General features: G+C 46.2%; 25 protein-coding genes. 15 read left to right on the top strand and 10 right to left on the bottom strand.

The features are described 5' to 3' along the window. The first annotated feature begins 132 nt into the window (after positions 1–132). The 3 genes from VC28_RS07850 to VC28_RS07840 all read left to right on the top strand — a co-directional run bounded on the left by VC28_RS07850 (position 133) and on the right by VC28_RS07840 (position 6,470). Positions 133–5,070, top strand: coding sequence for an NAD-glutamate dehydrogenase (locus VC28_RS07850; RefSeq protein ID WP_049630158.1), 4,938 nt, complete (start codon positions 133–135; stop codon positions 5,068–5,070). A 57-nt stretch (positions 5,071–5,127) separates the two neighbouring features. Beyond that, a complete protein-coding gene (locus VC28_RS07845) occupies positions 5,128–5,349 on the top strand; it encodes a DUF2835 domain-containing protein (protein WP_049630157.1) in 222 nt (73 codons plus the stop codon). A gap of 92 nt (positions 5,350–5,441) precedes the next feature. Beyond that, complete coding sequence (locus VC28_RS07840; protein ID WP_049630156.1) at positions 5,442–6,470, top strand: quinone-dependent dihydroorotate dehydrogenase; 1,029 nt, start codon at positions 5,442–5,444, stop codon at positions 6,468–6,470. A 120-nt stretch (positions 6,471–6,590) separates the two neighbouring features. Here the strand turns inward: VC28_RS07840 and rmf are convergent, their stop codons facing one another. Further along, a complete protein-coding gene (rmf, locus tag VC28_RS07835) occupies positions 6,591–6,815 on the bottom strand; it encodes a ribosome modulation factor (protein WP_049630155.1) in 225 nt (74 codons plus the stop codon). 312 nt (positions 6,816–7,127) lie between these two features. Here rmf and rlmKL point away from each other — a divergent pair, with 312 nt between their 5' ends. The 6 genes from rlmKL (at position 7,128) to VC28_RS07805 (ending at position 12,520) form a co-directional block, all read left to right on the top strand. After that, positions 7,128–9,383 carry a bifunctional 23S rRNA (guanine(2069)-N(7))-methyltransferase RlmK/23S rRNA (guanine(2445)-N(2))-methyltransferase RlmL gene (rlmKL, locus tag VC28_RS07830; protein WP_049630154.1) on the top strand — a complete coding sequence of 752 codons (2,256 nt, stop codon included), beginning with the start codon at positions 7,128–7,130 and terminating at the stop codon, positions 9,381–9,383. A gap of 72 nt (positions 9,384–9,455) precedes the next feature. Continuing rightward, positions 9,456–9,704: a type II toxin-antitoxin system ParD family antitoxin gene (locus tag VC28_RS07825; protein ID WP_049630153.1), complete on the top strand. Its 249-nt coding sequence runs from the start codon at positions 9,456–9,458 to the stop codon at positions 9,702–9,704. Next, positions 9,704–10,003 carry a type II toxin-antitoxin system RelE/ParE family toxin gene (locus tag VC28_RS07820; RefSeq protein ID WP_049630152.1) on the top strand — a complete coding sequence of 100 codons (300 nt, stop codon included), beginning with the start codon at positions 9,704–9,706 and terminating at the stop codon, positions 10,001–10,003. Before VC28_RS07825 ends, VC28_RS07820 begins: the two co-directional genes overlap by 1 nt. A 22-nt stretch (positions 10,004–10,025) precedes the next feature. Continuing rightward, entirely contained in the window at positions 10,026–10,859 is an 834-nt protein-coding gene (locus tag VC28_RS07815) for a hypothetical protein (RefSeq protein ID WP_049630151.1), read from the top strand. A gap of 54 nt (positions 10,860–10,913) precedes the next feature. Further along, positions 10,914–11,918, top strand: a complete 1,005-nt coding sequence (gene msrP / locus VC28_RS07810) for a protein-methionine-sulfoxide reductase catalytic subunit MsrP (RefSeq protein ID WP_049630150.1) — start codon at positions 10,914–10,916, stop codon at positions 11,916–11,918. Between the two features lie 11 nt (positions 11,919–11,929). Next, positions 11,930–12,520 (top strand): protein-methionine-sulfoxide reductase heme-binding subunit MsrQ, encoded by a 591-nt coding sequence (locus VC28_RS07805; RefSeq protein ID WP_049630149.1) that lies wholly within the window; start codon positions 11,930–11,932, stop codon positions 12,518–12,520. 15 nt (positions 12,521–12,535) lie between these two features. On the opposite strand, the gene VC28_RS07800 is transcribed toward VC28_RS07805, so the two are convergent. From VC28_RS07800 to earP, 6 genes are all read right to left on the bottom strand, one after another. Next, positions 12,536–13,249 carry a LytR/AlgR family response regulator transcription factor gene (locus VC28_RS07800; RefSeq protein WP_049630148.1) on the bottom strand — a complete coding sequence of 238 codons (714 nt, stop codon included), beginning with the start codon at positions 13,247–13,249 and terminating at the stop codon, positions 12,536–12,538. Further along, complete coding sequence (locus VC28_RS07795) at positions 13,246–14,343, bottom strand: sensor histidine kinase (protein ID WP_197085496.1); 1,098 nt, start codon at positions 14,341–14,343, stop codon at positions 13,246–13,248. The genes VC28_RS07800 and VC28_RS07795 overlap by 4 nt, the downstream gene beginning before the upstream one ends. Before the next feature lie 23 nt (positions 14,344–14,366). Beyond that, positions 14,367–15,488, bottom strand: coding sequence for a serine hydrolase domain-containing protein (locus VC28_RS07790; protein ID WP_049630146.1), 1,122 nt, complete (start codon positions 15,486–15,488; stop codon positions 14,367–14,369). A 25-nt stretch (positions 15,489–15,513) separates the two neighbouring features. After that, positions 15,514–16,251 carry a serine hydrolase domain-containing protein gene (locus VC28_RS07785; RefSeq protein WP_049630145.1) on the bottom strand — a complete coding sequence of 246 codons (738 nt, stop codon included), beginning with the start codon at positions 16,249–16,251 and terminating at the stop codon, positions 15,514–15,516. Between the two features lie 228 nt (positions 16,252–16,479). Continuing rightward, a complete protein-coding gene (gene efp / locus VC28_RS07780) occupies positions 16,480–17,040 on the bottom strand; it encodes an elongation factor P (protein WP_049630144.1) in 561 nt (186 codons plus the stop codon). Between the two features lie 122 nt (positions 17,041–17,162). Next, positions 17,163–18,344 (bottom strand): elongation factor P maturation arginine rhamnosyltransferase EarP, encoded by a 1,182-nt coding sequence (gene earP / locus VC28_RS07775; RefSeq protein ID WP_049630143.1) that lies wholly within the window; start codon positions 18,342–18,344, stop codon positions 17,163–17,165. A 112-nt stretch (positions 18,345–18,456) separates the two neighbouring features. Between earP and VC28_RS20090 the strand changes: the two genes are divergently transcribed. From VC28_RS20090 to VC28_RS07755, 4 genes are read left to right on the top strand one after another with little or no spacing between them, the layout of a single operon-like run. Continuing rightward, a complete protein-coding gene (locus VC28_RS20090) occupies positions 18,457–18,606 on the top strand; it encodes a DUF2256 domain-containing protein (RefSeq protein WP_082191445.1) in 150 nt (49 codons plus the stop codon). Next, on the top strand, positions 18,603–20,153 hold the full coding sequence (locus tag VC28_RS07765; RefSeq protein WP_049630141.1) for a cryptochrome/photolyase family protein: 1,551 nt from the start codon (positions 18,603–18,605) through the stop codon (positions 20,151–20,153). The genes VC28_RS20090 and VC28_RS07765 overlap by 4 nt, the downstream gene beginning before the upstream one ends. Before the next feature lie 30 nt (positions 20,154–20,183). Beyond that, positions 20,184–20,729: a DUF2058 domain-containing protein gene (locus tag VC28_RS07760; RefSeq protein WP_049630140.1), complete on the top strand. Its 546-nt coding sequence runs from the start codon at positions 20,184–20,186 to the stop codon at positions 20,727–20,729. A 5-nt stretch (positions 20,730–20,734) separates the two neighbouring features. Continuing rightward, on the top strand, positions 20,735–20,980 hold the full coding sequence (locus tag VC28_RS07755; RefSeq protein ID WP_049630139.1) for a hypothetical protein: 246 nt from the start codon (positions 20,735–20,737) through the stop codon (positions 20,978–20,980). 88 nt (positions 20,981–21,068) lie between these two features. On the opposite strand, the gene VC28_RS07750 is transcribed toward VC28_RS07755, so the two are convergent. After that, positions 21,069–22,898, bottom strand: a complete 1,830-nt coding sequence (locus VC28_RS07750; RefSeq protein WP_049630138.1) for an ABC transporter ATP-binding protein — start codon at positions 22,896–22,898, stop codon at positions 21,069–21,071. Between the two features lie 175 nt (positions 22,899–23,073). Between VC28_RS07750 and VC28_RS07745 the strand changes: the two genes are divergently transcribed. Next, on the top strand, positions 23,074–23,463 hold the full coding sequence (locus VC28_RS07745; RefSeq protein ID WP_049630137.1) for a hypothetical protein: 390 nt from the start codon (positions 23,074–23,076) through the stop codon (positions 23,461–23,463). Positions 23,464–23,485: 22 nt separating this feature from the next. Continuing rightward, positions 23,486–24,001, top strand: coding sequence for a hypothetical protein (locus VC28_RS07740; RefSeq protein ID WP_049630136.1), 516 nt, complete (start codon positions 23,486–23,488; stop codon positions 23,999–24,001). Between the two features lie 103 nt (positions 24,002–24,104). On the opposite strand, the gene VC28_RS07735 is transcribed toward VC28_RS07740, so the two are convergent. After that, positions 24,105–25,133, bottom strand: coding sequence for a DUF6976 family protein (locus VC28_RS07735; protein ID WP_049630135.1), 1,029 nt, complete (start codon positions 25,131–25,133; stop codon positions 24,105–24,107). A gap of 43 nt (positions 25,134–25,176) precedes the next feature. Then, positions 25,177–26,427 (bottom strand): hypothetical protein, encoded by a 1,251-nt coding sequence (locus VC28_RS07730; protein WP_049630134.1) that lies wholly within the window; start codon positions 26,425–26,427, stop codon positions 25,177–25,179. Positions 26,428–26,462: the final 35 nt, after the last annotated feature.

Below are 26,462 nucleotides of genomic sequence, written 5' to 3'. Positions count from 1 at the left end.
AAGTTACAGCGCCACAGAAGTGCTCGATAGACTTTGCAAGGTGGTGGCAGTTCCTTGTCATTTCAACTGTTTACAGGAATTTTTCGACTAGTCTTAAAGAACACCCTGTCTTGCATTGAAGGAGCGTATCCAGTGAATAGTCCCTTGGTCAGCCAGCACAAACTTGCCGGGTTCATCGCCGAATTTACCGATTACAGCGCATCCCGGCTGGCACCTGCTGAACATCAGGCGCTAGCGCAGTTTGCTAACCGGTTTTTTAACCATTATCCACTGGAGGAGTTGGTTGGACGGCGGCTGAGCGATGTGTTCGGCAGCCTCTATCAATGGTGGCAATTCATTCAGGTGTACGATGGGCTTCAGCCCAAAATCCAATTATTCAATCCAAGTCTCGCGGTGGACGGCTGGGTGTGCCCTCATACCGCGCTGGTGGTGTTGCAGCGGGATATGCCGTTTCTGGTGGATTCCATCCGCATAGAGCTAAACCGGCGCAACATCGCTATTTACACCATTAAAAGTACGGTGCTGAATCTGGTGCGCGACCGCGACCATCATCTGCTCGCGCTGGGTGATAACGGCCATACACCTGAACAATCAGCAGCGCCCGCTACTACAACGCCCGCTACTACAACATCCGGCACCGCAACAAAAGAAGCATTGATCGTGATGGAAATCAGTGCCCACAGCGACCAGCAGGAATTGGATGAAATTACCCGCAGTTTGTACAGCATCCTGTGCGAGGTCACAAAAGTCGTTGCGGATTACCAACCCATGCGTGCTGCTGCATTGGCAGTAGAGCAGAACCTTAATTTTGCCGATGCCACACTGGCGGCGGCAGACATCCAGCAAACCAAAGCATTTATGCACTGGTTGACGGAAGATAAATTTACTTTTCTGGGCTATGCCGAATACGAATTCAAAGACATCGATGGCAAAAAAACATTGTGTGAAATTCCTACGCAACGGTTGGGCGTTTTTGCCTTGCGTGAAGCAACTGCGAATGCCGCTTTAGCGGTTGATGCATTTAATGAGGGGATGGCGCGTTTTCATTTGGTGCCGCAGGTGATTGCGTTTTCCAAATCGTCGGCACGCGCACGCGTCCATCGTTCGGCGTATTCTGATTACATCATCGTTAAACGCTTTAACACCAAAGGCGAGGTCACAGGTGAGGTGCGTTTTCTTGGCCTTTATACGTCGGTTGTGTACTTGATGAGTCCGTTTGAGATTCCATTGATCGCAACCAAGGTTGCTAAAGTATTTGCGCGGACAGGGCTGGATGAATCCAGTCACGATGGCAAAAATTTCCGCCAATTATTGGAAACCTTTCCGCGCAACGAATTGTTTTTAAGTAGCAGCGCAGAGTTGTATGAAACCTTGATGGGTGTTGCACGCATTAATGAGCGTTCCATGGTGCGGTTATTTATGCGGCGCGATCCATTTGGAAAATTTATCAATTTCCTGGTGTATGTGCCGCGCGATTATTTTTCTACCAAAGTGCGCTTGGCAATTCAGGAGTTGATTGGCAATGCGATCGGCTCCCATGAATCACAATTCACTACCTATTTTTCGGAATCTATTCTTGCTCGCGTGTATTTGGTATTTAAAGTTGATAGTGCTGTACCTGCGCATATCGATGTGGAGACCTTACAGGCGGGTATTGTGAATATTACCCGTTCATGGGAAGACTATTTGCACAGTGCGCTCATGGAAGCCCATGGTGAAGAAACGAGTGCGCATTTGTTGCGCGAATACCGCGATGCATTTTCTTCCGCGTATCAGGAAAAATACGATGCGCGCACGGCCGTTGCTGATATTCATTCAATTGCCCAGTTGTTTTCCGATGCGGCGGATGGTGCTGCTGAAAAAAATATTGCACTCAGTGTTTATCATTCATTGACGGGCGAGGGTAATTTTATCCAATTTAAAGTGTTTCATAGGGCAACTACATTGGCGTTGTCCGATGTCATCCCGGTGCTGGAAAACCTGGGCTTTCGTGTGGTCAGTGAAAGTGCATACGATATTTGTACGTTATCGGGCCGGACAATTTGGTTGCATGATTTTAAGTTGGCCCATCAGTTTTCATCTGCGCTTGATGTGTCTTCCATTAAAGAAAAATTCATGCAGGCATTTGCGGCCATCTGGCAGGGGCTTGCTGATAACGACAGTTTTAATGCCTTGATTACGACTGCCAATCTGGAGTGGCGGCAAGTGGTGATGCTGCGCGCCTACGCAGGTTATATGCACCAGACGTTATTCCCCTTCAGTGCCAACTACATGGCAGTAGCACTGGTGAATCAGGCGGAGCTTGCGTGCAAACTGGTTGAACTTTTCAGTTTGAAATTTGATCCTGATCGGGTAGGCGAGCAAACATCGCAGCGCCTTGATGAACTACATCAGGATATTCTCGCGCGTTTGGATGCAGTGCAAAACTTGAATGATGATCGGATTATCCGCCGTTTTCTCGCGTTGATCGATAACACCTTGCGCACCAATTTTTATCAGTTGGATGAGCAGGGCGCAGCCAAAACTTACCTCTCATTAAAATTTTCACCGCGTAAATTGCCGGATATTCCGGCACCGCGCCCATTGTTTGAAATTTTTGTCTATTCACCGCGCATGGAAGGCGTACATTTGCGTACCAGTAAAGTAGCGCGCGGCGGTTTGCGTTGGTCAGACCGCTTGCAAGATTATCGCACCGAAGTACTCGGTTTGGTAAAAGCCCAACAAGTGAAAAATGCTGTGATTGTTCCCAGTGGTGCAAAAGGCGGTTTTGTGTGTAAAAAAATGCCGGTGAATGTCACACGCGAACAACAGCAAGCGGAGGGTATTGCGTGTTATCAATTGTTTATCCGTGGTTTGCTGGATTTAACCGATAACCTTGTTGAGGGTAGTATTCGTGCGCCGCGCCAGGTTATCCGCTACGACGACGATGATCCTTATTTGGTGGTGGCCGCTGACAAAGGCACGGCCAGTTTTTCTGATATCGCCAATGCAATTTCAGCAGAATACGGGCATTGGTTGGGCGATGCGTTTGCCTCAGGCGGTAGTCAGGGATACGACCACAAAGGTATGGGTATTACTGCGCGCGGTGCATGGATTTCGGTGCAGCGCCATTTCCGTGAAAAAAATATTGATGTGCAATCACAATCGATTAGCGTCGTCGGTATTGGCGATATGGCGGGCGATGTGTTTGGCAACGGTATGTTGTTATCGCAAGCGGTGATGTTGGTTGCAGCATTTAATCACCAGCACATTTTTATTGATCCCAACCCTGATCCAGCTCGCAGCTTTAGTGAGCGGCAGCGTTTATTTACCACACCCAAAACCACCTGGGCCGATTACGATGCATCGCTTATCAGCGAAGGCGGTGGTGTATTTAACCGCAGCGCCAAATCGATTCCTATTTCAGCGCAAATGCGCACACGGTTCGCGTTGGATGCAGCAAGCCTTACACCATCAGAATTAATCAATGCGCTATTAAAAGCACCGGTGGATTTAATTTGGAATGGAGGAATTGGCACCTATGTCAAATCCAGTCATGAAACTCATGCGGATGTAGGCGATAAAGCTAACGATAGCCTGCGTGTAAACGGCGATGAATTGCGCTGCAAAGTATTTGGTGAGGGCGGTAATTTGGGAATGACCCAACGGGGTCGCGTTGAATATTGTTTGCAGGGCGGTGCTTGCAATACAGATTTTATTGATAACGCCGGTGGTGTGGATTGCTCTGACCATGAAGTTAATATCAAAATATTATTAAACGAAATTGTTGCCAATGGCGATTTAACACAAAAACAACGCAACCAGTTGCTAATCGATATGACTGAAAATGTTGCGCAATTGGTGTTGCATAACAATAGCCGCCAAACACAGGCAATTACCATTGCACAATCGGAAGCATTAAAGCGCAGCGCTGAATACCGCCGTTTTATGAATGAATTGCAACGGCAGGGGCGGCTCGACCGAAAATTGGAATTTTTGCCGACCGATGAGGTATTGCTGGAGCGCCAGACCCATGGTAAATCTTTAACGCGTCCTGAGCTTGCGATTCTGATTTCCTACGCAAAAGCGGTGCTGAAAGAAGATTTAACGCAAGCGAATATTGTGGATGATGAATATCTCGCAAAATTTATTGAAACCGCATTCCCACATAAAATCGCACAATTATTTCCCCTTGCGCTGCGCAATCATCGGCTGCGCTGTGAAATTGTTGCCACACAAATCGCAAATGACATGGTCAATACCATGGGGATCAGTTTTGCGCAGCGGCTAATGGAATCAACCGGTGCCAGTGCGGGTGATGTAGCAAAAGCCTATATCATCGCACGGGATATTTATGCGATGCCCGAATTTTTAACTGCGTTGGATCATGCGGGTACGAGTATTCCCGCAGAGCTGCATTTGCAATTAACCAACGATATGATGCGTAAAATTCGCCGTGCTGCACGCTGGTTTTTACGTAACCGCCGCAGTTATTTGAATCCCGCCAGTGAAGTGGAATTGTTTGCCCCTGGAATGTTACATATCAATCAGCATTTGCCTGAATTATTAGTGGGAGATGCATTACAGGAGTGGGAAGCGTCGGTGCAAAAATTGCGGTCACTGTCGCTACCGGAAAGCCTGATAAAGCGTGTTGCCCATCCGGCCGATTTATATTCCGGTTTGAGTGTGGTTGAGGCAGCACGTATTGCCAATACTGATTTGCATTTATTGGCGCGGGTATATTTTGCGTTGGGCAATTATTTAAGTTTGCCCTGGTTTTCCAACCAAATTTCCAATTTGCCGGTTGATAATTTTTGGCAAGCGATGGCTCGCGAAACCTATCTGGGTGATCTGGAATCCCAATTGCGCAGCCTGAGCATTTCGCTCATCCGTTTTATGGATGAGTCGCTCCCACTCGATGATGTGATAGAGCGTTGGAGCGAACAACATCAACTGCTGATCGCGCGCTGGAAATCCATGGTCAATGAATTGCAGGCCGTCAATGGTACTGACTTTGCGATGATTGCAGTTGCGCTACGCGACTTATTGGATTTGGCTCAAGCGAGTCAGCATTGTAATAGCCTGAATTAAATACCCGGGTGATCATCGGCCTGAGCTGTAAGCGCAGAGCCATCGGAGGAGGAATATTTGAAAAGTATTGTTGTCAATCTGGCAATTTCTGCCGAAGAGTTTCAGCGCCTGTATGAAGGCAGTGCCAAAACTGTGTTTGCGCACAGTATCGATGGCCGCAGTATTCGCTTTCCTGCGGGCATTTTACGTCCGTTTGTATTACACACTGGAATTCGTGGTCAGTTCCAAATTGATTTTGATGATGACAACCGCTTCCAATCTATCCAGCGTCTGGCGTGATAAAGGAAGCTTTGGGGTGATTTGGCGGCGTTAATCCAGTATCCTTGCCGCCTTCTTTAACGTCGTTTTGACTGACTGCCCAAGAGCCTGCCATGTACCACATTATTCGCGATCTTTTATTCCGTCTTGATGCTGAAACTTCCCATGAATTAAGCCTTGATGTGCTAGGTGCAGCCGAGCGCCTGCGCTTGCTGGGTTTGTTTACCGCCAGTATTCCCAGCAATCCTGTGCAAGTGATGGGGCTGACCTTTGATAATCCGGTTGGATTAGCGGCGGGCCTGGATAAAAACGGTGATTATTTCAATGCATTGAGCGCTTTGGGGTTCGGGTTTGTTGAGATAGGGACAATTACGCCGCGCCCGCAACCGGGGAATCCGCAACCGCGTTTATTCCGCATCCCGGAAGCCCAGGGCATCATCAATCGCATGGGATTCAACAATAAAGGCGTAGATCATCTGGTCGCCCAGGTTAAAAACCGCCGTTACAAAGGCGTGTTGGGAATTAATATCGGCAAGAACGCCACTACCCCGGTAGAAAATGCAGTGGACGATTATCTGACTTGCTTGCGCAAGGTGTACGACCATGCGGATTACATTACGGTGAATATTTCATCGCCTAACACTCCTGGCCTGCGCAATCTGCAATTTGGTGATTCATTGTCTCAATTGTTAGCACCTATCAAAAAAGAGCAGGGCGAACTGCACAGGGCAACCGGCCGTTATGTGCCTATTGCCGTGAAAATTGCACCGGATATGGATGAAGGTGAAATCGCCCAGGTGGCGGGTATCTTATTGCAAGAAGGTATGGACGGCGTTATCGCCACCAACACCACCATTACCCGCGTTGGTGTAGAAGAGTATGAAAACGGCAATGAAGCCGGCGGTTTGAGCGGTTTGCCGGTGCGCGATAAAAGCACCTGGGTTATTCGCACCTTAAATACCTGTCTGGGCGGCAAATTGCCCATTATTGGTGTTGGGGGCATTTTTGATGCTGCCAGCGCGGCCGATAAAATTCGCGCCGGAGCCAGCCTGGTGCAGGTATACAGCGGCTTTATTTACGAAGGCCCGGCATTGATTGGCCAGGCGGCTGCGGGTATCGCCAGTTATCAGAAAGGGCTTTGATAGCGAATCCCGGCACCACAAATAGCGAAGCCCGCAAGAGCGGGCTTTATTTCATCAGTACAATGATTCTATAGGGAAATGTGTTGGTCTTAGCCTATGAGGCTGTCCATTTAAGGATATTTAGCCACTCATGGCTGTTGGATGAATGTTGCTAACTTTTTGAACCTGAGCCAAACGGCTGTAGCCATCCCATTGATCAGTGCGCGATTCGCGCCAGCCGTTCAGCCATTGCTGACGTGCCTCACCGGACTCATGGGGACAAAGGCTTTTGGAACGCCCATCAATACCTGCTTGATACCCTTTAACGAATGCGCGTTCTGTTTGGTCACGTTTTTGACGTTTCATCAGTTATTGCACCTCTATATTGTGGTTTATCGATAGGAAATGCCCCATCGACTGAAGCGGTCTTGCGGTCTTTCATGGTGTTGTTTGACTGGCTTTACATTCTCCTTTTGGTTGTTCAGGGTTTCTGAAAAGGTTTAGGGAGTACACCAGATTTAACCGGTGTCGTGAACGATTAAATTTTTATACATAGGCCGTTCTATATGGCATATCGGCCTAGCAGGTTTATTTGACAATAGTATGAATGCCACCTTTGTTTAGTCAGGTCGCATTCAGAAAAGTTCATCACCCAAGACGTTTTGCTCCGGAATACACATGATGCATCAATATTTCGCCACTTGCCCCAAGGGCTTGGAAGGCTTGCTTTACACCGAACTGCAAACCCTTGGCGCAGAAGACCTGCGCGAGACAGTGGCAGGAATTTACTTCTCTGGCGACATCGCCATGGCTTACCGCGCTTGTTTGTGGTCGCGCCTTGCCAACAAAATCCTCCTGCCACTTGCCAGCTTTGAGGCCGATAGTCAGGAAGCGCTCTACGATGGCGTGCGCGAAATCCGCTGGGAAGAACACCTGAGTCCAAGTGGTAGTTTGTTGGTGGATTTTATTGGCACCAGCGATGCCATCCGCAACACCCAATTCGGTGCGCTCAAAGTCAAAGATGCGATTGTGGATTGCCTGCGTGATTTCAGCGGCGAGCGCCCCTCGGTCGCCAAGCGCGATCCGGATTTACGCGTGAATGTGCGTCTGGCGAAAAACAAAGCCATCGTCAGTATCGATTTATCGGGCGACAGCCTGCATCGCCGTGGCTACCGTGTGAAGCAGGGCAGTGCACCCATGAAAGAAAACCTGGCCGCTGGGATTTTGATCCGCGCGGGCTGGCCGGAAATTGCCGCGCAAGGCGGCGCACTGCTCGACCCTATGTGTGGATCGGGCACTATTTTGGTTGAGGCTGCGCTGATTGCCGCTGATATCGCCCCCGGTTTGTTGCGCGGTAGTTTTGGTTTTGAGCGCTGGTTAAATCATCGCAACGATATTTGGCTGGAACTGCGCGAAGAAGCCTTTGCGCGTAAAAAGGCTGGGCTCGCCAGAGAGAACTTACCGGAAATTCGCGGTTACGATGCTGATGTAAAAGTGATCCGTGCTGCCGAAGAAAATATCGTCAGTGCCGAGCTGGATCACTGGTTACGTGTCAGCCGCAAAGAATTAAAAGATTTTGTAAAACCCACACACAAGGCGATGGATTTTGGTTTGGTCATCAGCAACCCGCCCTACGGCGAACGCTTGGGTGAAATTGAATCGCTGAAATTATTGTATGCCCACATGGGTGAACGTTTGCGCAATGAATTTCAGGGCTGGCGCGCCGGTGTGTTTACCGGTAATCCGGAGTTGGGCAAGCAAATGGGATTGCGTGCGGATAAAAAATACAAATTTTTTAACGGCACTATAGCCAGTGAATTACTGATGTTTACCATCAGCAGTGAAGCCTTTGTACAAAGCCGCGTTGAGCAGGATGCGCGTTTTAGCAAAGACGACACCGTTCGCAAAGACGCAGAAGCCAAAGTCAAAATCGAAAACAAAAAAGAGCAGGCAGCGGCGCTTTCTAACGGTGCGCAAATGCTGGTGAACCGCCTGCAAAAAAATCTCAAGCAATTGGAAAAGTGGGCGAAGAAAAACGACATCAGTTGTTACCGTTTATACGATGCTGATATGCCAGAGTATTCGGCCGCAATTGATATTTACCGCGGCCAAACCCAGCCCAATCGTGCGCCACAGCTCTATGCCCATGTACAAGAATACGCCGCGCCAAAATCAGTGGATGAAGATAAAGCTGCTGCACGTTTTGTGGAAATCGAACAAGCCGTGCCGTTTGTGTTGGATATTCCTGATTCCCATATCAGCTACAAACAGCGCCGCCGCAATCGCGGTACCAGCCAGTACGAAAAATTAAACGAGCGCCCGACGGGTGACCTGTTCAGTGTGCAGGAAGGTGCGACGAAGCTGCATATTAATATGTGGCAATATCTGGACACCGGTTTGTTTTTGGATCACCGTCCGGTGCGCTTGATGATTGCCAGCCTCGCCAAAGATAAGCGTTTTTTAAATTTGTTTTGTTACACCGCGACCGCAAGCGTTCATGCCGCTATGGCGGGTGCGCGTTATACCGTGAGTGTGGATATGTCCAACACTTACCTGAATTGGGCGCGTAAAAATTTTGCGCTAAATGGTTTAAGCGAATCGCGCAACCGTTTGGAACAAGCGGATTGTCTAAAATGGCTTGAAGATAATGACCAGCAATTTGATTTGATCCTGCTCGATCCGCCGAGCTTCTCCAACTCCAAGCGCATGGAAGATGTATTGGATGTGCAACGTGATCACGTGGGCATGATCAACAATGCCATGCGCGCGCTGGCAGAAGGCGGTACGTTGATATTTTCCAATAACCTACGCACGTTTAAATTGGATACAGATGCCTTAAGTGCTTACACCATCAAGGACATTAGTGCGCAAACGATTGATGAAGATTTTAAACGCAACCCCAAAATCCATCAGTGCTGGTTGATTGCCCATTAATCAGGCTGTATTGCCATCCTGGCCTAAACCTCCTATATTCATTATTGTTAAATATGAATATAGGGGTGCAATATGGCTACCACAAGTCTGAGTTTGGGTGACCATTGGGAGACTTTCATCAAAAATGAAATCTCCAGTGGTCGTTATGGTTCTGCCAGTGAGGTGGTGCGCGATGCATTGCGAACTCTGGAAGAGAGAAAACAAAAGATTGAGGCATTAAAAGTGCATCTTTCCCAAGGTGTGCGGCAAGCTGACCAAGGGCAGTTTGTTGAGAATTTTTCTATGGATACCCTGATTGAGGAATTGGATAAGGACGCTTAATGACGAATTATCGGGTAACTCCCCGCGCCAAGGATGACTTAAAAAGTATTGGTCGTTACACAGAGCAAAAGTGGGGTAAATTGCAGCGTAACAAGTACCTCAAGCAACTTGAACAACGGTTTGAATGGCTTGCAGAAAATCCATTGTTAGGAAAGAGCCGATTGGAGCTTTGTAACGGCATATATTCGTTTCCCCAAGCGGAGCATGTTGTATTTTATCGATGCAACGCAGGTATGGTTGAAATTATTGGGGTGTTGCACCAAGAAATGGATGTGTTGAATTACTTTTCTGAATACTAATAATATTTTTTGGGTGGGCACGATGAAAATAGTGCGTTACGTTTTCGCTGTTGTGTTCTGCTCGATTTATCCCGCTTACGCCGACCAATTTTGTTTTGCCCTCGCCGAAACCTATTACGAACAAGTCTATTGCCAGCTACAAGCGAAAGCGCAAACCAAAGGCTTACCTTCGTTCAATCAGTTTAAAAAAAACAATGAAACTGTGCAGGCATCATTGTTAAAACGGCCAGCAGAAAGAAACGGTATTAGATTGCCGCTGCCTGTGCGAACAACCAAACCTGCAACCGTGTCAATCAGGTCACCAGAAAGAATCAGCAAACCGCAGGTGGTTCAGCCCAATGCCGTTATCAATGAGCTAAATTCAGGTGCTGTGCGTAATATCCATTCGGTATCAGCACCTATTGAGAGGTGTGAGTTAACTGCCAAGCAAATTCGCTGTGACGATCGTGTATTCAAGCTGGTCGGCAATAAAGCAAACCATCGTTTGGCGGCTGAGGTGTTAACAGGCGATAACAAAATGGCATTGCCTGCTTACCAGGGCGGTGAATTGCAACAATATCTTGCGCGGGCTTATACACAGTACATTACTAAAATGTGCGATATAGGGCTTTGTGGTGTCACCATGACCTACGGAAAATTTGCGTATCTTTATCAGGATTTACAATCCAAGGGTTTGGATTTTCCCCAGCGCTTTGAAATCATGTATGGGTTTTTGAAAAAAGATAAAACGACTATGGGTGTTAGCGAGTCATCCTCTGTTCCTGCAAGCTTGTCGTTGCAGGCCTGCGCCGAGCTTGGTGACACTCGTTTTGTCTGTGATCATCAAGGTAGAAATTATATTTTTGATTTGCAGTAACAAATGTAATTGCTACGAGTCTATAAGCCACGCATCGTATGTTACGAGGTTCGTATGCTAATCAAAAAAACAAATGATATTCCCTCATCAGAAATTACCCCGGAATCAGTTTATTTGGCGCGACGCGCGTTTATGCGCGGCGCAATGAGTGCTGCTGCGTTAGGGGTTGGAGCAAGTGCGCTCCCGTTATCAGCAGCGCCCACTCAGGTTGCCAATAAAGATTTGCCTGGGCCTGATTGGTTAAAACAACAGATCGCCGGAGCCAAGGCCAATCAGGAAAAAGTCAGTGAAGCCCTCACTCCCTATGAGCATGTGGCGGGCTATAACAATTTCTATGAGTACGGCTATGACAAAACCGATCCGGCCGCGCATTCACATATTTTAAAACCCCACCCTTGGGCAGTAGAAATTGCGGGAGAAGTTGCCAAACCTGCAACTTACACCTTGGAAGATTTATTAAAAGGTGTTGCGTTGGAAGAGCGTATTTATCGCTTGCGCTGCGTCGAGGCCTGGTCGATGGTGGTGCCTTGGGTCGGGTTTTCGTTGGCAGATTTAATTAAGCGAGTCGAGCCAACCAGTAAAGCAAAATATGTTGCATTCACGACGCTTGAACGCCCATCGGAAATGCCTGAGCAAAAAAGCCGTTTCAGTACTATTGATTGGCCTTACCGCGAAGGTTTGCGAATGGATGAGGCAGTGCATCCACTAACCACACTAGCAGTGGGTTTATATGGCAAAGTTTTACCGAATCAAAACGGTGCGCCTTTGCGTTTGGTAGTGCCGTGGAAGTATGGTTTTAAATATATTAAATCCATTGTAAAAATTGAATTTACAGAGAAGCAACCGAAAACAACTTGGAGCATGATTGCAGCTGATGAATACGGGTTTTATGCCAATGTAAATCCGCAAGTGAGCCATCCGCGCTGGAGTCAGGCAGAAGAGCGTCGTTTGCCGAGTGGTTTGTTAAAACCCAATATTATTCCCACGCAATTGTTTAATGGTTATGCAGAGCAGGTTGCACATCTTTATAAAGATATGGATCTGCGTAAATTTTATTAAGGGCGGTGGCGATGCCTGTATTCTGGCGACGAATTCTGGTTTTTATTCTTTCACTCATCCCGTTGGTGTTTATTATTTATAAAACACTGACCGGTGACTTGGGTGCTGATCCGGCTAAAACAATTGTGTTATTTACCGGTGAGTGGGCGATTTATTTTTTATTTATCACCTTGGCGGTAACGCCCTTGCGTCGATTAGTACACGTCCAAAAGTTTCATTTTCGCTGGTTGCAAGTGCATCGCCGCATGTTGGGCTTATTCACGCTTTTTTATGCGCTTTTACATGTGGCGGCATTTTTTGTCTTTATTTTAGGATTGGATTTATCCCGCTTCGGCAAAGAATTGGTTGAACGCCCCTATATTCTGGTGACAATTCCTGCGGTAATTTTGCTGGTTGCGCTTGGCGTGACATCCACACAAGTGATGATGCGACGGTTGGGGAAAAATTGGATTCGCCTGCACAAAAGCATTTACGTGATTGCAATACTCGCGTGGTTGCATGTGTTTATGCAAGTGAGGTCAAGTTACTTTGAGGCTGTGTTGTTTGGGGTGATTTTATTATTGCTTCTGGTGCCAAGAATCTATTGGGCATTACGAAAGTAACAAATATGCACACAGTTAAAAACTCAGCATCTCTTTGAGATCAGTTGCTTGCCGACGCGAAATGTCAATTGTTGTCCCGTTATTCATGGTGATTACATAACCATCGCGGATATCTTCTTCAATGGTGCTAATCGCGTGCAGGTTAACAATATATTGGCGATTGGCACGGAAGAAAAATTGTTTTGGTAGGCGCTCTTCAATTTGGCTTAGAGACTTTTTGACAAAAGCCGATTCGTTATTAAAGAATATCCGCACATGATTTCTGCAGCTTTCAAAATAACGTATAGATTCCAGTGTTACCAAATGGCATTTGTCATCGTCCTTCACGAATATTTTGTTATTCATTCCTAGCACTGGCTTGCACTCAATTGAAGGCTCATCTTCGATGGTTTTCAATTTGGTGATTGCCAATGCCAGTCGCTCTTGACTAATAGGTTTTAGCAGGTAATCGATTGTGTGATAGTCGAAAGATCTGATTGCGTATTCAGAATACGCAGTAGTAAAAATAATGCGTGGCATATAGTCCAGTTTTTCCAGCAGTTCAAAACCGGTTTCTCCGGGCATATGGATGTCTAAAAAAATAACATCTGGTCGCTTTTCTCGAATCAATTCGAGTGCGGGAGTAGGGTGTTCTGCTGCACCGACTACCTCTATTTCAGTGAACTCGCCTAGCATTTCAATCAAACCCTCGCGGGCAATACGTGAGTCTTCAACCACAATAGCTTTCATTGGTGTGTTTCCCGCGGCAGTGTCAGTGTGACTATAAATTGCTGGTGTTGTTCGAGGGTGTTGATGGTTGCAGCATTGCCGTAGAGCAGTTTGAGCCGCTGCTCAATATTGCGTAAACCTATGCCTGTGCTTTGTGTTGTTGTTTCTGTGTATGGGACATCATTAGTGATTTTGAAAATAATATATTTTGAACCACTTTCTGCAGTCAGCTGAACTTTGCCTCCATGACGTAAGTTTTCAATGCCATGTTTAATCGAGTTTTCAATCAGCATCTGCAGAACCATCGGCGGAATTAGATTTGAGTATAGATCTTCCGGTATCGCGCTTTCAAAGTGCAAACGAGTTTCCATGTGCACTTTTATGATGTCAATGTAACGATTAACAATTTCCAGCTCCTCAAAAACCTGCACCTTTTCACGTTTGCTAGATTCCAGTGAATATCGCAAAACATCCGATAAGTCCGTGATCATTTTTTCGGATTTCAAGGGATCTTTACGCACCGTGAATTTAATGTTGTTGAGTGTGTTAAATAAAAAGTGTGGATTGAGTTGATTGGTTAAGCTGGTCAGTTGCGCTTCTTTGAGTGAGTTTTTTAATCGTAAGTTATGCAATCTGTTTTCAGTTATTCTGCGATGGCTGGCTATGCTATTGTATGTTTGTATCCACATAAAAATCAGCAGGGTGTTAAACAGGCTGTTGTTTAGTAGCAGGATTAAAGAAAATTGGGCAAGTGAAGTTTCAGGGTTGTCATCCAAGGCTGACTCAATTTCTTGTGTGGAAGTAAACTGATAAGCAAAAAACAACATTGAAAAACTGGTTAGCGTTGCAAATATGATGCTGAATACGAGAGCATGCAGGTTCATCTTCCATGACGTTTGTTCCTGCAGTTTTTGGTATTTGGTGCGATAGTATAATACGCTCAGTGTGAACAGCGGTATCCATGCTAGTTGAGCGGCAATTTCAGCGCGAGTGTTGCTGTCGTTGTTCGATGAAAAATAGCTGTTGACAGCAACTACAGCCAAAGATCCCATGCTGTGAAATAGCCAAAAATCTATCCGTTGAGGGAAGAAAGAAAATTTATTTTTTTCGTTCATAACGTATTTGATAGTGCTTTTCTCTAGAGCCATGTAGGTATAGCGATTAAACCATAATTGAGCATGATTATGCAGAGAGCCCCCTGGCTGGAAAACAGTATTGCGCTATTGACTCGTAAGAATATATTGATTTGATATAGGGGTGTAAGAAAGTATCGGTAAATAGTATAGCCAATCATAATCGGCCAAATAAGGGACACCAATAATAAGCTGATAGATAACAAGCTTGGTTTCCCGAACATTTGCATATTATAGGGGATCATATTGGAAAGGTAATAGTATGCTATCAGTGTCAGAGGGCTCAGTATGGATAGAGTAATTGCGGAAAGCGCACTATTGACACTATTGCACAGTAATTTTCGCAAGCCACTAATGGGGAAGCTAATAAAAAAAATGATGAAGCTGGTAATAATTAGAAAAATAACTATCCATTGCCCGTACGCACGTAATGGCGATACTTTCTGATAGGCGCTATTACCTGTATGCCCATTAATCTCCAATATTTCACCTTTTATAGGGTCGTTAATTACTATCATTCCATCCAATCCAGTTTCCTTGTTAATGAATAACTGATCGGATATCGGCGTATAAAAAATAGTTGATCCTCCAAATAAAGGGCGTTGCAGCCATTGTTTTTCGTCGTTGCGAATTTCGATCATTCCAAAAAGCTGTTCTCCAAAACTTGCATAAGAAGATGATGGACTGATTGGTGCATAGATGCCCGCAAGACTACTTTTTATGTGAATATTTTTTTCGTCGTTACGGCGCGTTTTTTCTAGTTTTTTTGTTTTGCTTGCGGAGTGTTGCTCTAATAAATAGTTGCGTATCAGTGCAGATATTTTTGTGTAGGCTGGATTCATATCGTTCATCATAAAGGCATAGCCGGCATTGATTTCAGCTGAATAAAAAAACTCAGCCAGTGAGCCGGGGATCGTTCCTCTATGGCCATGAAAAATGACGGGTGAATTAACGTGACTGCTTGTGTAACTTCCTAACCCGTATCCCGTTTTCATGCCTTGTTGAGCTCCTAAGGTGGAGCCTGGTTTTTCCATGCGGCTTATCAATGTTTGGTTAATGCTAAGTGAGTCGCGTTTGGATCCAATAAAATATTGCAACAACATTGCCATGTCATGTGGTGATGACATTAGCGCCCCTGAAGGCCATGTAGAATCATAGATGTACTCTTTTGCTGAGCCTTGGATATAGGGGGGTCGTTTGCGTGAAGTTTATTATTTCGTTTGGAAAATAATGAGTTTTCTGCATGCCAAGCGGAATAAATATTGATTCCCTAACATAATGGGAAAATGATTGACCGCTTATTTTTTCAATCAAATAAGCAATTACAACTGGGCCGATATTGTTGTAGGCCATACGCGTGCCGGGTTGCCAGCGTGACTGACGCGAGTGCGGATGAAAATTGAGTATATCTAGCAGAGGCGTATTGGCGTCTACGTTGAGTGTTAATTCTTTCGGGTGGGTATTGTCCCAGCCAGTTGTGTGTTCAAGTAAATGTACGATTTTAATGGGGTTTTCTGTTTCCCACGGATTATAAAATTCAATCTCAGGGGCAAGTGTACTGAGTTTGTCATCTAGTGAAAGTTTCCCTTTTTCAATCAACTGTAGAGCGGCTAGAGCGACAATCATTTTTGAAACTGAACCTATACGAAAAAGGGTGTTTTCATCGGCGGGTGTGTGTTGTTCAATATTGGCTTGACCGAATCCTGCAATCCACAGCGGGCCGTCTTTGCCAACCAGTGCAATGCCAACGGCGGGTGTGTTGCTCTCAGTTCGAATTTTTTCAATGGCGACTTTAAGTTCTTCGAGAGTTTGCGGTGACGTCTCTGTCTCGGCTTTAGCGAGCGAAGCGCAAAGAGCGATTGTCGATAGCAGTGCAGCAATAAAGCGCATATCTATTTCCTTTTTAATTCCTTGATACAACGTGTGTATCTTCCATCAATGCGCGTGGTTGGTGTGTATTGGGTGCTGAGTGGTGTGGGAAAAGGATGAGCGGCAAATTATGCCGGTTAGGAAAGCAGTGGGGTTATAGCGAGGTTTATTTTTTGGCAGCAGAGCGGAGCTCCCAATAAAAATGGCGCCACGAGGGCGCCATTTTTAAGTTGCGATACAAGTCTTCGATTAAGCGCGAGATTTGTACTCGCCAGTGCGTGCGTCGATGATGATCTTTTGGCCGATCTCAACGAAAGCAGCAACTTGCAATTCAGTACCGTTTTTGAGCTTAGCGGTTTTCATCACTTTACCAGAGGTGTCACCACGTACTGCTGGTTCGGTGTAAGCCACTTCGCGAGTGATTGCGTTGGGTGGAGTTACAGAGATCACTTTACCTTCGTAGAACACTGCATCACATACGTCTTCCATGCCGTCTTCCATCCACGGCAACAGATCGCCCAACTCTTCTGCAGTTACTTCGTATTGGTTGAACTCTGGGTCCATAAATACGTACATTGGATCAGCGTAGTAAGAGTAGGTTACTTCTTTACGATCCAATTGGATGTCTTCGAATTTGTCGTCAGCGCGATATACGGTTTCGGTGTTCATGCCGTTCAGCAGGTTTTTCAGCTTCATTTTTACAACAGCGGCGTTACGGCCAGATTTGTTGTATTCCGCTTTTTGAACAACCCATGGTGAGCCTTCGATCATCAGAACGTTGCCAGCGCGGCATTCTTGAGCATTTTTCATGGTAAATCCCAGTATTTGCAAAGGTTAACGAATAAGAGGGAGGCCGTACTGCGCATGGCGCGCGGGCGTTTAAAGCCCTCAGGCGTCCCGAGTTTGAAATCGGCGCGCTACTATACAGTTGTTTATTGCTTTTCTGTAGTGCTTTTTTGGCCGCCTCCGGTACTGTTCAAGGCGATTAATTGGCTTGCCAGATCGGCTTGGGAGCGCAAGTGTTTTCTCCAATCATGACTCAACGCTTGCCATTGTGGCAGTTGTTCCATCAATTTCGACCATGCCCCTGCAACATCGTGTTGCTGGTTCCAGTTGTGCCAAAGATCGCTGACGTTAGTCGTTAGCTGTTGATCTTGCTGCGATAAAAAGCGATCAAGAAAAGCATCCAGCTTGGCCATGTGTGCATTTTCCTCTTGCGGGTATATATGCCACACAAAGGGTTTTCCCGCCCATTGCGCACGCACAAAAGAGTCTTCGCCTCTGACAAAGTTGATATCACATGCCCACAAGAGTTCATCGTATTGGGTTTGGGTAAGAAAGGGGATGACGTCCAAGCGCAGGTTTCCCCGTGTGTAGCCTTGCCCTGATGCAAGTGGCTTGGGCAGATATTGATTGATGCTTGCCAGGACTTTGCCTTGGGGGACAAGGCAGTGTATTGGCTGACGGGATTCAGCCCAAGCATCCAGCAAGGATGTTACCGCCGTGTTTTCGTAGGCAAAAAGAGATATCAGCAGTGCGCCTTGGTCAGCAGTAATACCGAGCGAGTTCAGGAAAGCGTTGGGATCAAACGCATGTTGCCGTTCAGCGATATCTTGCTCACGGACTAATCCGCCCGTACGCGGCGTAAACCCCGGGAAGAAAAAGGTTTTGCGAAGGCCGGTGCGAGGGTGTACTGAAACCATGCCATGGCAATCTTCCACCCAGGGTTCTGCGCTCAAATATTCCAGGTTGATCCAGAGCGGCGCTTGCCCGTTTTTCTTTTGCTCGGCCATCTGCTGCAAATAGGCATCGGGTATATCGCATGCAAATGCTTCTATCACGACCTGTGCGATGCCAATATCGGTTGGGAAAGCATCGATCCAATGCCTCACATCAACCCCCGCGAGTTCTTGCTGATCTGCCAATTGCGCATCTGGCCAGATACGCACCAGCGCATTCAGGTCATCCACCCAAAGCCGTACCTGTTGGCTGTGCTCGCTGGCGAGTTGTCTGGCCAAGCGCCAGCAGACGCCAATATCGCCATAGTTGTCGATCACGCGGCAAAAAATATCCCAGGATTTTGGGGCGCTGACGGTAGAAGAGGTTGGATGCATAAAATTGGCAGGTGTTTATTTCGATGGCGCAAATGATACCAGCCGCCGGATTTTTCGTATCAGTTACTTATGCCAGTAAATCGGCATTGGGTAACAACTGAATTGAGCCGATATGAAAAAACAACATCTTCCGCAGAAGACCTGCCAGCATTGCCAGCGCCCATTTGTATGGCGAAAAAAATGGGAGAAAGTCTGGGATGACGTAAAGTATTGCTCCAAAGCCTGCGGTGGCGAAGCCCGCAAAAGGAAGCAACCTGAATGACAAAAAAGATCCGCAACTTATGTGTGGTATTAGGCGATCAACTTAACCGCGATAGTCTGTTATTCGAGGGGTTTGATCCGCAGCAAGATCTGCTGTGGATGGCAGAGGTGCTGCAAGAAAGTACCCATGTTCCCTCGAATAAACAGCGCTCCTTATTGTTTATTGCCGCTATGCGCCATTTCGCGCAAGACCTGCACGCTGACAACTTGCCGCTACTTTATTATCCATTGGAACAGCAACTGCCGAACTTTAGCGCAGCCTTGGGCGAGTGCTTTAGGCACTATTCGCCCGAGCGTTTGCGTGTTGTGCTGCCGGGGGATTATCGCGTGTTGCAAGAGCTGAAAACCTGTAGCGCACAATTCAATCTACCTTTGGAAGTTTTACCGGACAATCACTTCATCGCCAAACCCGGAGAATTCAGCGCATGGCAGAAAGGCAAGAAGCAATTGCGTATGGAGTATTGGTATCGCCAGCTACGCAAACGCACCGGTATTTTGATGCAAGGGGGTGCACCGGAAGGCGGTGATTGGAATTACGATCACGACAACCGCGGGACTTTTGGTCGCGCGGGTCCTGGGTTGCGTGAACCTGAGTTGATGTTTGCTATGGATGACATCACCCAAGCCGCAAAACAGAGTATCGAACAATTTTTTCCAGATAATCCCGGCGAGCTTATTACCTTTGGTTGGCCAGTCACGCGCGCGCAAGCACTGGAGCTGCTGGCGTTTTTTATCCGTGCCCAGCTAGCGCATTTTGGTGAATATCAGGATGCGATGTGGACTCACGAGCCCTGGTTGTACCACTCGCGCTTATCGGCGGCGCTGAATCTTAAACTGCTGTCACCGATGGAGGTCATTCTTGCAGCGGAGCAAGCCTATCAACGCGGTGATGCGCCACTGAATTCAGTGGAAGGATTTATTCGCCAGATATTAGGCTGGCGCGAGTACGTGCGCGGCCTTTATTGGAGCTTTATGCCCGATTGGCTGGAGATGAATGCGCTGGATGCCCAACACAATTTGCCTGATTTTTATTGGACGGGCGATGTGGATATGAAATGCCTTGCGCAGAGTATTGGTCAGGTCTTGCAGCATGGCTATGGGCATCACATCCAGCGGTTAATGGTCACAGGCTTGTTCGCACTCTTGTGGCAAACCCGGCCAGACCAGATTCATGCCTGGTATTTGGCGATGTACGTGGACGCTGTGGAATGGGTGGAATTGCCGAATGTATTGGGGATGAGCCAGTATGCGGATGCTGGCATAATGGCATCCAAGCCTTATATTGCGACCGGGCGCTATATTGCCAAAATGAGTAATTATTGCGACCAGTGCTGTTATAAGCCGGACGACGCTGAATCGGATCGGGCCTGCCCATTCACCACGCTCTACTGGGAATTTTTGGCTAAGCATCGTGATCGCTTTGTTAACCACCCGCGCCTTGCACTGCAAGTGAAGCATCTGGATGCGCAGACAACAGAAAAACGTGAGGCCATTGCCAAACGTGCTGCGTGGGTGAGAGCGCATTATCCGGCCAATCTATATCAATGAATACGCACCACTATTTGACCGAGACATCTTATGGCATCACTACAAGACCAATTATTAAAAGCCGGTTTAATCGACGCAAAAAAAGCCAAACAGGCCAATAAAGACAAACGCAAAGAAACGAATGTTGCGCGTCGCTCCAACGAAGAAAAAGTGGATGAAATAAAACAATCGGCCGAACAAGCTCGTTTGGAAAAAGCCGAGCGCGACCGTGAGTTGAATCGCCAGCGCGATTTGGAACTGCAACAAAAAGCGATTGCGGCGCAGATCAAGCAGCTGATTGAAAACCATCGCCAACCTAAAGGCGCAGGCGAGAGCGATGTTGAATACAACTTTACCCACGGCAAGCTGATCAAAAAAATCCGCGTATCCAAAACGGTACAGGAGCAAATCATCCGTGGTGTGTTAGCGGTTGTGAAGTTGGGCGAAGGTTATGAACTGGTGCCGCGTATTGTGGCCGACAAAATTGCCCAGCGCGATGAAAATGCCGTAGTCGTTGCCAATATCAAATCAACGCAGCAAACGGATGAAGATGATCCTTACAAAGATTATGTCATCCCCGATGACTTGATGTGGTAAGCAACATGTGGAATCCAATCCGCGCGGTTATGCGCAGCAATTCCCCGCGCGGGATCAAAATTATTGCACTGAGCTTAATGATCGTTCTTGCAAGCGCATTGCCGTACATGCTTGCCAGTTCCTTTGGTGATGAAAATAGTAACCTGATCGTCACAAGTTGGATATTTGCGATAGGCGCCATGCTTGGTCATATCGGCTTTTTTATCGGCGTGGTGTTACTGATTTGGAATATGTACTTCGCTAAAAAATAACGCAGCTTCGTTGTTGTGATTGTTGTTGTTATTGTTGTGGCGATAAATAAAAAAACGGCGAGCTTTTTTGCTCGCCGTTTTTTTATGATCAAAACTCTCCCAAAAATCCTCCGGACTGATGTGCCCATAAGTGAGCATACACCCCGCCCAATGCGATCAATTCATTGTGCGTTCCCTGTTCAATGATCTGACCTTTATCCAACACGATCAAACGATCCAGAGCCGCGATAGTGGATAAGCGGTGTGCAATGGCGATAACAGTTTTGCCTTGCATCAACTTATTCAAGTTGGTTTGGATTGCGGCTTCCACTTCTGAATCCAATGCTGATGTTGCCTCGTCCATAATTAAAATCGGGGCGTTTTTAATCAGTACGCGCGCAATTGCAATACGCTGGCGTTGGCCGCCGGATAATTTCACGCCGCGCTCACCAACGTGCGCGTCGTAGCCTGTGCGGCCCTCGTTATCCGCCAGGCTCATAATAAAATCATGTGCTTCTGCCTGTTGCGCTGCACGGATCATTTCGTCTTCTGTGGCATCAGGTTTGCCGTATAATAGGTTATCGCGAATGGAACGGTGCAATAGCGATGTATCCTGTGTGACCATACCAATCTGTGCGCGCAGGCTTTCCTGTTTTACGTTGGTAATATTTTGCCCATCGATCAGAATCGAGCCAGAATCAACATCATAAAAACGCAATAGCAAATTCACCAGGGTTGATTTACCGGCTCCTGAACGCCCAACCAAACCAATTTTTTCACCGGCTTTAATGTTCAAATTAAAATCTTGCAACAGCCCCGAATTTTTTCCGTAATTAAAGTTGACGGATTTAAAATCAATCTCACTGTTTGTAATCGTAATGGATTTGGCATCGGGTTTGTCTTGTACATCGCGCGGAATAGAAAGCGTATTTAAACCATCACGCGCGGTGCCCATATTTTCAAACAGAGCAGATACTTCCCACATAATCCATTGCGCCATACCGTTGAGGCGCAACACTAAACCCACTGCGGCGGCGATAGCGCCTGTGGTAATAGCAGCACTGGACCACAGCCACAATGAAGTTGCGGCTATGGCAAATATCAGCACAACATTAATCATCCACACCGCGGAACCTAACATTGTGGCAAGACGCATTTGCGGGTGTACTGTTGTTAAAAAATATTCCATGCCAGTTCGGGCATATTCTGCCTCACGGTTGGAGTGTGAAAATAATTTTACTGTCGAAATATTGGTGTAGGTATCAACTAAACGGCCTGTCATATCCGAGCGTGCGTGGGCTTGTTTGGTCGATATTTTTGATAGGCGTGGCAGAAAATAATACAGTAAGCCGCTGTACGCAAAAAACCATGCGATCAACGGCAGGGCGAGGCGCCAGTCAAGTGATACCGCTAATGCCACAATACCGCCGAAGTACACCATCACATACAAGAGTACATCCAGCAGTTTCATAATAGTTTCACGTACCGCGAGTGCAGTCTGCATAACCTTGGTTGCAATGCGGCCGGCAAATTCATTTTGATAAAACTGGTAACTTTGCCCCAGTAAAAAACGGTGTGCTTGCCAGCGAATGCGCATAGGAAAATTTCCTAGCAGCGTTTGGTGCATCAGTAACGAATGCATTAATACTGATACGGGCAATCCGATGAGCAGTATGCACGCCATCCAGATAAGCTCACCGCGCGATTCTGTCCAAAAACTTTCAGGCGTGTGTTTATTGAGCGAGTCAACCAACTGGCCTAGAAACCCGAACAGGGATACTTCCAGAATGGCAATGATTCCGGTAAATATCGCCATGCCGATTAAATATGCCTCTGCACCGCGGCTGTAATGGCGGCAGAACGCATAAAGCGTTTTGGGTGGGCTAGTGGGTTCTTCGGGTGGAAAAGGTTTAATCAGGCTTTCAAAAAAACGGAACATGTTAGTCTTCGCTGTATAAAAACTGAGCCGCTATTGTAGCAGCCCCCAAGGCATTTTCAGTGTAACCAAGTGTTAAGTCCGGGTGATACACTGGCGCTTATTATCCCGGAGTCGCTGTCAGAGAATGGCAGTAATCTCCGTCATTATAAAACTCTCATGGTGCGAGCAACGATCTATGAAAAATGCATTAACGGTATTTGGAGCCGGTTGTCTGGGCGGGTTGGTCATGTGTGTGGTGATGTGGTTGTTCAGTCGCTACGGTATTACACAATCGCTGAACGTTCAGTTGGCGGGTTCAATATCACCCCATTGGATGTACCCGCGGATTATTTGGGGCGGCTTGTGGGGGCTGTTGTTTTTGTTATCGGTATTTTCCAGCAACATCTTTGCACGTAGTTTTGTAATTGCATTGATTCCCACATTAATCCAGCTGTTTGTGTTTTATCCATTTTACGAAGGGAAAGGTATGGCAGGCTTTTCACTGGGTTTACTCACGCCTTTTCTGGTGTTTTTCTTTTATTGGGTGTGGTCGCTAACAACCGCGATTACATTGCGATTGTCATAAGTCAATGAAGGGCTTGAACGTGATGCGTATTGTTATTGCGCTTATATGCAGTGTTGTGTGGGTAAGCGTACCAGTCAACGCACAATTATTGCCGAACAACACTAACTTGAATGCACAGTCTGTACAGCGCTGGATGCAAACTAATCGTGATATTGCGCCTATTGTGCAAGTTGTCGATAGTATGAATACCACCGAGGAAGAGATAAAAGCATTCGAGGCATTGCCCGCGTCAGCACAAGATCAAAAAATTACAGTGATATTAAAAGCCAATAACCTTGAGGATGCAGCCAACCAGATTATCCACAAACATGGTTGGAAATCAGTGGGGGAATATATGCGCTTGAGCAGTAAGCTCGGTAATGCTATCGCGGCTTATTTCTTGTTTGGCGATTTGGGTAAGTTAACAGAAGAGCAAGCAAAGCAACTGAAGGAAAAAGCTGATCCTGCCATTCTTGCCGTACCGCGCAGTGATATTGAATTTATCAAGCGAAATGAAAAATCATTACAACAATATATAAAAGCTTATGGCGCTGGCTGATAGCGAATGATTAAAGATCGTCATAAATATTAATAGTGAAAAATAAAAAACGGCGGTTAATTCCGCCGTTTTTTATCATGGGGCACACTGTTCATTAACTTGCTCAGCGCGAGCTACCACTGATACTCAAATAAACCAGCGTCTGGTTAAGCAATTGATAAGCAACTTCACCAAATGTAATCGGGCCGGTAAGATCCCGTGTTTTTTTGCCTTCCAGTTCTGAATACAAATAATTCAAAATACAATTGCACGAAAATGAAATCCCTTCACTGGCTGATGCGGAAAGTTCTTTGTTGAAGCTTTCGAGATAGTTTTCAACGGGTTTGGCAAAGCGATAGCTAATATCCGCAAATACTGGCGCATATAGATCGACTTTATTATTGGCGTCATCAACCTGTTGAATACTGACGTTCACCATTACACCAGAATAATTGGCAACCAATGGCAAGCGAGTATCAATCTTGGCGTATTTAATATACTCCGCAAGATTGGCTGGTTCACCGTTAATAGTGCATTCGGTGACGTTGAAACCTGTCGTTTTAAATTTAATCTCCGGGCCATCGCCTTGGGTAAATAAATTCACAATATTAATGTTGGCGAGCTGATTGGTAGGCAAGGGGATGTGAATAGCGACCGCTTGCTGATCAAACAACATGCCTCGTGCAGGGCCAAAACCTACTTTGGCACTGCGGCTCCCAAGATCATCAAGATGTACACCTGAAATCCACCCAATGATGGGTGAGAAATACATGTTTGGGTAATCAGGCGCATTTTGTGCGTAGGACAAGTGAACATCGGACATCGCGGGCAGTATCACCATAGTAAAACCATGCTCCGGTGCTTCTTGTGCGATACGTGCAATAGAGTTGCTGTCATACAGGGTAATACGTGGTGCATTGCCGGGTTGAACACCCTCAATAGTATTCACAAAGATCATTTCCCTATCTGCTTTCCCTCCCTCTGCTGTCATGAAGTAGGGAATGGTGCCTGCAATCCAATTGCCTGATGGCAAATCGGCCAAGACAGATTCGTCCGCTGCGATAACCAAGTATTCGCCCTTGATAATTTTTTCGATAAGTTGGGCGCGGTTTACCAACGCGCTGTGGATGCTGATATCGGCGTCTTGTGCCATGCAAGCTCTCCTGAAATTTATATGTGTATAGGTCGGTTAAATGTTATTGGTTACTGCTTAATACCATCCGCAATTCTTGTTGCATGAATCGTTGGTTATGCTTGATAAAGTCCCTTACGCGCCTTGCTGCGTTAAGTTCTACAACCGGATCAGGATTCATCAGCAATTGCGAGCGCAAATTGGATAACAATAATTTATAAGCAATATGTGAACTTGGGATGAAATTGTCATCTTTTAAAATGCGCTTCCAGATATCGCTGCGTTCATCTGGCAATGAAAATTTTTGCTCCTCTGGCGCATTCATTAATTGATTTATTAATATTAATTCTTTTTTTAATGAGCGTGCATTTTTACGGAAAAACTCACGCAATGAGTTGAGTGAAAATATTTTTGAGTTGTGATCATCTGTGTTTTGAAAAGCATGGCGCAGTCTGACTAAAAACAAGTTGAGTGGCATATTGGTTGAGTTAAGGTCAATTTTTCCGGTAATTAATTTAAGCCATATGTTATTTTTGAGTGCAGGTAAAACCAGTTTTGTCGTAGTGTTATGGCGCTCTTCGATTGCTTGTTTTTTGGTAGAGAGTGCGCAGATCTGGCTTATCTCTGCATCAAGTGTGTTGATGTGTGAAATAATAAATTTACGTAGCTCATTTACTGCATCACTTAATTTAATATCCACTTTTGGGTCAATCATGCTGAGCTTCAGTTTGGATAGCATGAGCTTCAAGGGGAAAAGTTGCGTTTTTAAGTGGAATTTATCCGAAATAATATTTTCCCATATGGGATCGGATGGGCAAGGTAGGCATGTAGCCATGCGATATGTTTCCGGTGTCCTTTCAATATCACCCAGAATTTCTTCAACAACCCCTACATCAACTTTCAGCATATTCGATATTGCATCAGCTGCCATACCACGAATATTTGCCAGTGCTACTTGTTGACGAAGTTGATGAGTGTAGTTGCGATTTGGCTCTCCCAAGAAATTGGGTTGCATTAATGCATTGCGGCTGATGCCCGGGCTGCTTATGGTTGGATCATAGAAACTGGAAACGATATGGCAAGTGTAGTATCCGGTACTGGCATGCACCCAGCGTTTAGCTAAACCTGTATCAATGATTTTATGGGTATCGTTTTCTGGTGCTTTTGAAAAAAAGGAAAAGCGTGGCTTTTCGGTATGGAAGGTAAGGTTGATCTGTATTAGCTTATTTTTTTCATCAATGGTTACATCCTGTATTGACCAAGGCTCGCTTATTCCTAACATCGCCTCAAAATAATATTTAGGTTGTTTAACCACGTAATGCTCCTTTGGTTTTTAACGATCAAAAGTTA

It is taken from the genome of Cellvibrio sp. pealriver (assembly GCF_001183545.1).
Classification (GTDB): domain Bacteria; phylum Pseudomonadota; class Gammaproteobacteria; order Pseudomonadales; family Cellvibrionaceae; genus Cellvibrio.
The sequence above is the reverse complement of the archived record's forward strand: the minus strand, read 5'-3'. Positions and strand labels throughout refer to the sequence as shown.